General features: G+C 75.2%; 9 protein-coding genes and 1 pseudogene. 6 read left to right on the top strand and 4 right to left on the bottom strand.

Features of this window, described 5'->3' with window-relative positions; genetic code table 11:
* From ACIRBY_RS04930 to ACIRBY_RS04920, 3 genes are all read left to right on the top strand, one after another.
* Positions 1 to 666, top strand: a complete 666-nt coding sequence (locus tag ACIRBY_RS04930; protein WP_403896209.1) for a class II aldolase/adducin family protein — start codon at positions 1 to 3, stop codon at positions 664 to 666.
* On the top strand, positions 663 to 1109 hold the full coding sequence (locus tag ACIRBY_RS04925; protein WP_403896206.1) for a carboxymuconolactone decarboxylase family protein: 447 nt from the start codon (positions 663 to 665) through the stop codon (positions 1107 to 1109). The genes ACIRBY_RS04930 and ACIRBY_RS04925 overlap by 4 nt, the downstream gene beginning before the upstream one ends.
* Positions 1110 to 1321: 212 nt before the next feature.
* Positions 1322 to 1699 carry a hypothetical protein gene (locus ACIRBY_RS04920; RefSeq protein ID WP_403896204.1) on the top strand — a complete coding sequence of 126 codons (378 nt, stop codon included), beginning with the start codon at positions 1322 to 1324 and terminating at the stop codon, positions 1697 to 1699.
* A 95-nt stretch (positions 1700 to 1794) separates the two neighbouring features.
* Here ACIRBY_RS04920 and ACIRBY_RS04915 read toward each other — a convergent pair whose 3' ends face one another.
* Positions 1795 to 2229, bottom strand: a complete 435-nt coding sequence (locus ACIRBY_RS04915; protein ID WP_403896201.1) for a VOC family protein — start codon at positions 2227 to 2229, stop codon at positions 1795 to 1797.
* A gap of 388 nt (positions 2230 to 2617) precedes the next feature.
* On the opposite strand from ACIRBY_RS04915, the gene ACIRBY_RS04910 reads away from it, so the two are divergent.
* Positions 2618 to 3397, top strand: coding sequence for a hypothetical protein (locus ACIRBY_RS04910; protein WP_403896198.1), 780 nt, complete (start codon positions 2618 to 2620; stop codon positions 3395 to 3397).
* A gap of 98 nt (positions 3398 to 3495) precedes the next feature.
* Here the strand turns inward: ACIRBY_RS04910 and ACIRBY_RS04905 are convergent, their stop codons facing one another.
* Positions 3496 to 5094, bottom strand: a complete 1599-nt coding sequence (locus ACIRBY_RS04905; RefSeq protein WP_403896893.1) for an amidohydrolase — start codon at positions 5092 to 5094, stop codon at positions 3496 to 3498.
* Between the two features lie 24 nt (positions 5095 to 5118).
* Here ACIRBY_RS04905 and ACIRBY_RS04900 point away from each other — a divergent pair.
* Both ACIRBY_RS04900 and ACIRBY_RS04895 read left to right on the top strand, forming a co-directional pair.
* Positions 5119 to 5364, top strand: a pseudogene (locus tag ACIRBY_RS04900) (cytosine permease); the annotation flags it as partial.
* 403 nt (positions 5365 to 5767) lie between these two features.
* The gene (locus ACIRBY_RS04895; RefSeq protein WP_403896195.1) at positions 5768 to 6538 is read left to right on the top strand and encodes an ATP-grasp domain-containing protein; all 771 of its coding nucleotides are present in this window, start codon (positions 5768 to 5770) and stop codon (positions 6536 to 6538) included.
* 24 nt (positions 6539 to 6562) lie between these two features.
* Here the strand turns inward: ACIRBY_RS04895 and ACIRBY_RS04890 are convergent, their stop codons facing one another.
* Both ACIRBY_RS04890 and ACIRBY_RS04885 read right to left on the bottom strand, forming a co-directional pair.
* Entirely contained in the window at positions 6563 to 7225 is a 663-nt protein-coding gene (locus ACIRBY_RS04890; protein WP_403896192.1) for a deoxynucleoside kinase, read from the bottom strand.
* A gap of 344 nt (positions 7226 to 7569) precedes the next feature.
* Positions 7570 to 8616, bottom strand: coding sequence for an endonuclease/exonuclease/phosphatase family protein (locus tag ACIRBY_RS04885; RefSeq protein ID WP_403896189.1), 1047 nt, complete (start codon positions 8614 to 8616; stop codon positions 7570 to 7572).
* Positions 8617 to 8911 lie beyond the last annotated feature (295 nt).

Raw genomic sequence — 8911 nt, 5'->3', positions numbered from 1 at the left:
ATGGGCGGCGCACGCGTACGGGACGAACTGGCCGGCCGGCTGGTGGAAGCCACGGAGCAACTCTTCGCGGCCGGGGTGATGGCCCACTCCGGACACGCCAACCTCAGCGCCAGGCTGGACGGCGAACGGCTCCTCCTGACGCCGGGACACGTCCGCGGCCTGCGGCCCGGACAGCTGGCGACCGTCGGGTTCGACGGGCGGGTCCTCGAAGGCGAACTGCAGTCCGTCAGCGCCGAGATCATCGCCATGCACACCGCCGTGTACGAGGCCCGGCCCCGCGTGGGCGCGATCATCCACACCCACTCGCCCGCCGCGACCGCCTTCGCGGTGGCCCACCGGCCGCTGCCCTGCCGCACCGAGCCGATGCTGCGCTTCGGGCAGGCCGAGGACGTCCCCGTGGTCCCCTGGGGGCCCCGAGGATCGGACGTGTCGGTGCGCGGCATCGCCGAGGTGCTGGAACGGCGCCCGACGACGGCCGCGGTGCTGCTGGCCAACCACGGCCTCCTCGTCTTCGGCCCGGATCCGGCGGCCGCCGCCCACCTCGTGGTGGCGATCGAGGAGAGCGCCGAGGCCGAGATCGCCGCCGCGGCCATCGGCGGTGCCGTGGACTTCCCCCCGGGCGCCCAGGAGGCCGTGCGCGCCGCGATCGCGCAGGTCGCGTCGTGACGGACGACACCACCCCCGCCTCCCGCGCGGAGGCCGTGCGGGACCGCTACCGATCCACCCTCGGAACCGTTCCCGGGGGAGTGCAGGATCGGCTGCGCCTGGCCCAGGCGTACGACCGGCTGCCGACGGAGGAGGCGATCGCGGCACTGCGACACATCGTCCTGACGGACAGTCCGCTGGGTGCGCGGGTGCAGCAGCTGGTCCACTTCGGGCAGCTGCTGGCCCTCGGCCGGGCGCATCCCGCCCGGATCCACGCCCGGGGCGCGCTGCACGCCGGAGCCACCATCGCCGACCTCGTCGGCGTCGCCGAGACCGCGCTCATCACCGCGGGTGTGCCGGCGTACGCACTCGGCACCGAGATCATCGCCGAACTCCCTCCGCAGGCGGACGGCGGCGAACGGGGACCGTCGGACCTCAGGGACGGTCCTGAGGCCCGCCCCTGAGGCGCGGGCCCGCCCGGTACCGTCCCGCCCGCGGCCGGGACGGGCCGGGGCGGGCCACCGCAGGCCGGTTCGACCGCCTGCCGGCCGCCCCGGACCGCGGCCGCCAACCCGTGCGCGGTCCGCGGCCCTGAACGGCAACCCGCTCTTCACGTTCTGACGCCCCGGCGCCCTGCGGCCGCGGGGCCCGCGCCCGGTCGCATAGGCTCGGCGGTATGCCGCGTTCGCCGAAGAAGCCCCGTCTCCTCGTCGCCGACGGGCGCGCCTACCTGTGGACGGTCCGGCACGGGCACCGGGTACTGGAGGGCGGCGGCTGCCGCAAGACCCTCACGCTGCGCTCCCGCCCGCCGGGCGGCGGAGGCCTGTTGCGCTTCGTGTTCGACGAGGGCCCCGGCCGGTACGTCTCCGGCTTCACCGCGGGGTCCGGGGAGGTGGGAGCCGTCGGCGTCGGCGCCCTGAACCTCCACGAACCGGGCACCGTGCGCTGCCTGCTCGACGCGGCGCTCGCCCGTGGATGGGAGCCGGGGGAGGCAGGGGAGACGAAGGTAGACGGCTGGACCTTCCTGGAGGCCGCGGCAGCGGTACGGGGCTGAGCCGCGGCCACCCCGCCGGACCGACCGACATCCGGGCCGGTCCGGTCGGGAACCGAGGCCCTCGCCCGGCGGGGGAGAGGTCTCCGGGGGGGGGCTCAGTCGAGGCAGAACTCGTTGCCCTCGACGTCCTGCATCACGAGGCACGACTCGTTGACGCCGTCGGCACGCAGCAGCCGCACGCGCACCGCGCCCAGCGGGAGCAGGCGTGCGCATTCGGCCTCCAGCGCGGCCAGCCGCTCCTCCCCCACGAGCCCGGTACCGACCCGCACATCGAGGTGCACCCGGTTCTTGGCGGCCTTGCCCTCGGGAACGCGCTGGAAGAAGAGCCGCGGGCCCGCGCCCGAGGGGTCGTTGCAGGCGAACGCCGAACCCTGCCGCTCGGGCGGCAGCGACCGGTTGAACTCGTCCCAGTCGGCGAACCCCTCCGGCGGAGGCGGGACGACGTACCCCAGCACCTCGCACCAGAACCGGGCGACGCGCTCGGGGTCCGCGCAGTCGAAGGTGACCTGGAACTGCTTGATCGATGTCATCGGCCCACCGTAGCAGGGGCCGATTTTCCCAATTCCCGCTGACTTCAGCCCCGTTGACAGGATCCGGGTGAGGGTCGGGCCCGGGTCCCGACCGTCGCCGGCGAGCGGGCGGGCCGGCGGAGCCGGGCGCGGCGCACCCATTACGATGCGTGCCATCGACAGGTCAGGACGGGTGGGACGGGGTCACGCGGTGAGCGGGTACGGCGGGGGCGGATACGGGGCCGGGTACGGGGGTCCGGCAGGCGGCGCGGGCGGTCAGCCGCCGGCGGGATGGCCCGCACAGCCGCCCCCGCAGGGGTACCCGTACCCGCCGCAGGCACACCCTTCCGCGGGACCGGTCCCACCGCAGGGATACCGGTACCCCCCGTACCCGGCGTACCCCGCGTACGTGCCGCCTGCCGCGCCGCCGCCCGTCGAGCCCTCCCGGGCCCGGAAGGTCCTGCGCGGGATCCGCAATCCGCTCTACGCCGCCCAACGGGCCTTCCGGCCCTCGCGTTCCGGGATCGTGGACGATCCACGGGTCCGCCGGCTCCAGATGGGGCGGACCGTGCTCGGCCTGGCCGCCTGGGTGGGGCTGACGCTCACCTACAAGGCGGTCCTGAGCGCCGGTGACGTCAAGGCCGTGGCGGACGAGCGCCTCGACCAGAGCTGGTCCAGCGTCCTGGTCCTGGTCTGCACCTTCCCCGTGGTGGTCGGCGCCTTCGTCGCCGCCGCGCGGGGCGGGCTGCGGCGCGTCTACCTGCGGCGGGCCGTGCGCCCGCTCGGCGCGGTCCTGGCCGTCATGGCCTCCATGGGCACCTCGGCGCTCGCGATGGCGCCGGAACTGGCAGGGCTGCGTGCCGCCGTCGGGACGCCCGGGAAGATCGCCATCGGGGCGCTGTTCGTGTGGGCGGTGTGCTTCGCCCTCTACGGCATCGGCCTCTCGCTCGTCCACGTCTTCCGTACCGCCGACATCCACGAGGTGGTGCCGCCGGTCCTCGCCGGCGTCCTGGTGTGGGAGATGGCCCTGCTGGACGTGGTCACGGGCGCCTACCCCCAGGTCCCGGCGGGCGTCCGGGCGGCCTTCATCCTGGGTGCGCCCGTCACCGTCACCGCCCTGTCCTGGTGGGAGATGCGCCGCCTGCGTCTCCACCACGGGCTGACGGTCCGCGGCGCGCTCGGACGCTGACCGCCTGACGGGGGGCGCCACCCTCCCCGCACCGGCCGCGGCGGGCCGGGCCCGCGCGGCGCGTGCCCCGGCCTCCCCGCGGCGGCCGGGGCCTCGCGTCATACGCCCTCGGCTCGGTGGGTGGGGCGTCCGTCCAGCACCGTGAGCAGCAAGGGGAGTCCGGGCAGGTCCGCGGCGGGGGTGGTGAGCGGGTCATCGGCGAAGACCGTGAGGTCCGCGCGGAATCCCGGGGCGAGCCGCCCGGCCTCGTGTTCGGCCCCCTCCGCGTACGCGGGGGCCGTGGTCATCCCGCGCAGCGCCTCCAGGGCGGTCAGCGCCTGCTCGGGACCGTGCGGCGCGAGCGTCAGGTCCCGGCTCGGCCGGCGGTGGCGGGCGCCGGCCATCACCCCCAGCGGCGGGAACGGTGCGATCGGCCAGTCGGAGCCGAGGACCAGGGTGGCCCCGGCGTCCCCCAGGTCGCGGCAGCGCCAGGCGCGCGACGCCCGATCCCCGCCCAGGCGGCGCGACCAGTTGTCGGTGTGGTCGGCGCGGGTGAAGTCGCAGCAGTGGGTGGGCTGCATCGACGCGATGACACCGAGGTCGGCGAAGCGGCGCAGGGTGTCGTCCGGGACGGTCTCGATGTGCTCCACCCGGTGGCGGACCCCGGCCGGACCGCCGGCGGCCCGCGCCGCCTCGACGGAGTCGAGCACGTGCCGGACGGCGGCGTCGCCGATCACGTGCGTGGCGGTGGGCACGCCCGCCCGGTGCAGTTGTGCCACGATCCGCGTGTACGCGGCCGGGTCCGGCCAGAAGGAGCGCGTGGACTCGCCGCGGCGGTCGGGGTGTTCCAGCCGCGCCGTGCCGTTGTCGATGGTGCCGTCCATGAACAGCTTGACGCCCGCGACCCGCCACAGGGCCCCGCCGGTGCCCTGCCGCGCGATGAGGGCGCGCACCCCGTCGGTGTCGGTGCCCGGCTGGCACCAGGGGGCGACCCGCAGTCGCAGCGGGAGTTCGCCGGCCGCGTCGAGTTCCGCGTACAGCTCGAGGCTGTCGCCGTTCGCGTCCATGGCGTGGCCGCCGGTCAGCCCGGCGGCGGCCATGGCCCGCAGGGCCGCCGCGAGCCGCTGCCGGCGCTGTGCTCGGGTGGGCTGCGGGGCGACCCGCTCGACGAGTGCGCAGGCGGCGTCCTCCTGGAGCAGGCCCGTGGGGCGCCCGTCGGCGTCGCGGACGACCTCGGCGCAGGCCTGCCCGAAGGTGCGCGGGCCGTCGACGCCGGCCAGTTCCAGGGCGCGGCGGCTGGCCAGGGCCGAGTGGGCGTCGAAGAGCAGCAGGAAGGCGGGCACGCCGTCGAGCACGGAGTCGAAGGGGGCGGTCGCCACCGGCCGGTCCCCGAAGGCGTTGGGGTCCAGGCACCATCCGAAGAGCCATTCGCCGGGGGCGAGGGAGCGCACCCGGCCGGCGAGTTCCCGCCGCACGTCGTCCAGGCCGGTGCAGCCCGACAGGTCGAGGCCGTGGGTGAGTTCGGCACCGGAGACCGGGTGGACGTGGCCGTCGGTGAGGCCGGGGGTGACCACGGCGCCCTTGAGGTCGACGACCGTGGTCGCCGGGCCGGAGAGCGCCCGGACCTCCCGGCCGTCGCCCAGGGCGAGGATCCGGCCGTCCTCCCCGGCCGCGAGCGCGGTGTGCGGCAGGAACAGCCCCCTCGCGGGGTCGAGCAGGCGGGCGGAGACCCGTAGCCCTTCCTGGACGGCGCGCCCGAACCGGTCCGCCCGGCCCCCGAGCGCGCGGGGCGCATCGAGGCCCACGGCATCGACCGCATCCCGGAATCCGAGTGCCACGGCCGGCCCCGGGACCTCTTCGCGGTCTGGGCCGCGGCCAACGCCAACTACCTCAGCCTCGTGATCGGCGGCGCGCTCGTGTTGATGGGGCTGACCCTCTGGCAGGCCGTCGCCGTGCTCGTCGTCGGCAACCTGTTCTGGCTGCTCACCCGACGTCCTGCTGCGACGCGGGCGTTACGACGGGGAGGCGCTCTGCGACGAGACCCCCGGCGGCCCCTTCTGGTACGCGGGCGGGGTCAACCGGGGCCGGCGCCCTGGCCGTCCTCGCCGGCGTCGGCGCGGCCGCCCTCTGCGTCGACACCCTCTACACGGGTCCGGTCGCGGGCGCCCTCGGCGGCATCGACCTCTCCCTCCCGGCCGGCCTGCTCGTCTCCGCGGCCCTCTACGCGGCGCTGATGCGCACCGACGGCGGCGTGCGCGCCGCCCGCGCGCGGGGATGACGGCCGGGCGGCCTCCCCCGACGGCATGCCGCCCGCACACCCTCCGCCCGTCCCGCCCGCACGGCCGGGTCCCGCGCGGGAGCGATGGTGCCGGGCCCCGTAGGCTCGCCGGAATGGACGCCCGTACCCCGCCCGTACTCCTCCTGCCCGCTCCCCGTACCTCGACCGCCGAACTCCTCGCCCGCGCGGCCGCCTGGCGCGGCTACGAGGTGGCCGGCCGCGCGGCGCACGCCGAGGGGCGCCGGGCGCACTGGTACGGAGGTCCCCGTGCGGCCGCCCGCGTCGCCGGCCCGCTGGGCCTCGGACTGCTCGAACCGGCCGACGACTGGCTGACGCGCGTACCGCGCCCCCTCCTCGGGCGCGCCGTACGGCTCACCACCCTCGCCGAGGCCCGGACGCTGCGGGAGCGGGTCTTCGTGAAGCCGCCCTCGGCCAAGCTCGACCTGCTGCCCGCCGCCGTCCACGAGGACGGGACCGGCCTGCCCGGCGGCCTCGACGGAGCCCAGCCCGTCCTGGTCAGCGGGGTGGTCGAATTCGCCGCCGAGTACCGGCTGTTCGTCCTCGACGGCGAGGCCGTCACCGGCAGCCGCTACGCCGTCCACGGACGCCTCGACCCGGCGCCGCTGGACGGGGGAAGCCGCGCCTTCGGCCGTACCGTCCTCGACGCCACGTCCGCCGGCCTGCCCAGCGCGGTGTGCCTGGACATCGGGCGGCTCGCCGACGGCGGCTGGGCGGTGGTCGAGGCCAACATGGCCTGGTTCGCGCACTGTTACGCCGCCGAACCGGACCGCGTCCTCGACGTCGTGCTCCGCGCCGCCGGCCCGCTCGGCGCCGTCACCGACCGGGACCGGCCGCACCTGAGGGGCCCGGGGGCCGACCGCTGACCGCGCGCCGCGGACGGGGCGGTGTCAGGCGCGGCGTCCGACCGCCGCCAGGGCGTCCTTCACCTCCTGCGCCACGCGGACCGCGTCCTCGGGGTTGTTCACCACGTCCGTGTGGTTCATGTCGATCACGAGGACCTCGCTGGCCGAGTAGTGCTTGTGCACCCAGTCGTCGTAGCCGGACCACAGCGTCCGGTAGTACTCCACGAGGCCCTCGTCCTGCTCGAAGTCGCGGCCGCGCAGCCCGATGCGGTGCAGGACCGTCTCGAAGTCCGCCTTGAGGTAGACCATCAGATCGGGCGCCTTGCGGTACGGGAGGCCGTCGATCTCGCGCATCATCTCGTCGAGCAGGCCCTCGTACACCTGCATCTCGAGGGAGCTGATCCGGCCCAGGTCGTGGTTGACCTTGGCGAAGTACCAGTCCTCGTATATGGACCGGTCGAGGACGTTGTCGCCCTGCTTGTACGCCGCCTTGATCGAGGCGAACCGCGTCTGCAGGAAGTAGAGCTGGAGGAGGAAGGGGTACCGCTTGGCCTGGATCTCCTCGGGGCTCGCCGTGTAGAAGAGCGGAAGGATCGGGTTGTCCTCCACGCTCTCGTAGAAGACCTCGCTCCCCAACTCCTTGGCGATCAGCTCGGCCACGGTCGTCTTGCCGATGCCGATCATGCCTCCGACGCAGATCACTGGCATACCTCACTTCTCCCTGGGGGTCTTCTGTTGCGCGGGGCGGGTGGGCCGGGCGCCCGTACCACTGAGGCGCCTGTCGGCGGCCGCTCGATTCCCCAGGATCTTCATGATCAGCGTCATGTGGTCCCCGTTCGGACCAAGGCCCCGATGCAGGTCGCTCTCCCCGACCGGTCGGACTGACCGTTCCGCAGTTGCCGTATCGGGCGACGAGCCGCCGCCCAGTGGCCGCTCTGAAGCATAAATCATGGTTCGCCCGGAGCCCGCCAGAGCCCCGGCGCCGACCCGCCGGGCCGTAGGCGACGCCGTCGCCGGCGGTGGCAAACGGTCTGCCGGCCCGGTGGCCGTTCCTACCGGTGGCCGGTGCGCAGCCGCACCACCAGACCGGCGTGGTCGGACGGCCACAGACCGGTGGGCGTGCGGTCGCGCAGTCGGTCGCCGATGAGCTCGGCGCGGACCGCCGTCAGCCGGCCGGCCTGGGGGAATACGTGGTCGATACGGCGGCTCAGCGCGGACGGCAGGTTGGCCAGGCCGGGGTCCTGGGCCGCGGTGAAGCCGTTCTTCACCGGGTGGACGGCATGCCAGGCGTCGAGGTAGCCGCCGCCCGTGAACGTGCCGTACGGACCGGTCGCGTCGACGGGCGGGGAGTTGAAGTCGCCGACCGCGACGACGGGGTGGGGCGAACGGGCCAGGGCGGTGTGCAGTTCCCCGGCCTGAGCCGTGCGGACGGGTGCCGCCGAGGTTTCCAGATGCGTGTTCGCCACCCGCACCGGCCCGTCCGGGAGCCGCACGTCCACGGACGACCAGCCCCGGGGGATGGTGAACGTGATGCCGGACGGTGTGGGGACGACCAGCCGGGCCGCGTAGAGGTGCGACCGGGCGTCCGCCGTCGGCAGGTCGTCGCGCACCAGGATCACGTCCCGGTCCGTGATGCCGGCCTGCCGGGTGGCGCTGATCGGCAGGGTGCCGCTGAAGGTGGTGTCGACCGCGGCCGCCCGGTAGTGCAGGCCCTCGGCGCGCAGCGCCTCCAGCAGGATGGCCAGGAAGTCGTAGGTGGTGGTGAGCGCGCCGCCCCGCGGGCCCGTCTTCCACAGGGCGACTTCCTGCAGGCCGATGACCGCGGGCCGGTCCTTCTTGAGCAGGCGGGAGATCGACCGGGCCCGGCCGGGGAAGTCGGTGGCGACGGCCTGGTCGTAGGCGACCCCGGCCCGCCGGATGAGTTCCGGCAGGTCGGGGGCGCTGAAGAGGGGGACGAGGTCGGCGCCCTGGTAGATGTTGTAGGTGGCGACGTCGAACGTCCGGTGCCCGGTGGCGCCGGCCCGGTCCGGCGAGGCCGTACCCAGCGCCGCGGCGAGCAGGCAGGCGGCAGCGAGCAATGCGGTGCGTCTCCGGGGCATGCGCCTCTCCAGGGTCCACCCGATATGCGGATGAAACTGTGCATATCATTCGCCGGCTGTCGCGGCGGTGGCGACACCGCGGGAAGGGGGCGGCTTCGCCCCTTGAGCGCCGCGGACGGGTGCCGGGTCCCGGCCGGACCCTCAGGCCCGGGGACCCGGCGCGGGGGAGCCGGGTGGCGGTGGCGAGGCCGGTGAGGGCGGCGACTGCGAGGGCGGCCATGGCGGCCGCGTAGGCGCTCTTGGCGAGGTGGGCGACGAGGATGGTGCCGGCGATGGCCGTGCCGAAGGACACCGG

The organism is Streptomyces sp. NPDC096136 (assembly GCF_044763325.1).
GTDB lineage: Bacteria > Actinomycetota > Actinomycetes > Streptomycetales > Streptomycetaceae > Streptomyces.
Note: the sequence above shows the minus strand (reverse complement) of the source record. Positions and strands in the feature narration are given on the sequence as shown.

Coding starts and splice junctions, on each gene's coding strand:
- ACIRBY_RS04930 (WP_403896209.1), top strand. CDS start 1: ATGGGCGGCGCACGCGTACGGGACGAACTGGCCGGCCGGCTGGTGGAA.
- ACIRBY_RS04885 (WP_403896189.1), bottom strand. CDS start 8,616: ATGCCCCGGAGACGCACCGCATTGCTCGCTGCCGCCTGCCTGCTCGCC.
- ACIRBY_RS04920 (WP_403896204.1), top strand. CDS start 1,322: ATGCCGCGTTCGCCGAAGAAGCCCCGTCTCCTCGTCGCCGACGGGCGC.
- ACIRBY_RS04890 (WP_403896192.1), bottom strand. CDS start 7,225: ATGCCAGTGATCTGCGTCGGAGGCATGATCGGCATCGGCAAGACGACC.
- ACIRBY_RS04895 (WP_403896195.1), top strand. CDS start 5,768: ATGGACGCCCGTACCCCGCCCGTACTCCTCCTGCCCGCTCCCCGTACC.
- ACIRBY_RS04915 (WP_403896201.1), bottom strand. CDS start 2,229: ATGACATCGATCAAGCAGTTCCAGGTCACCTTCGACTGCGCGGACCCC.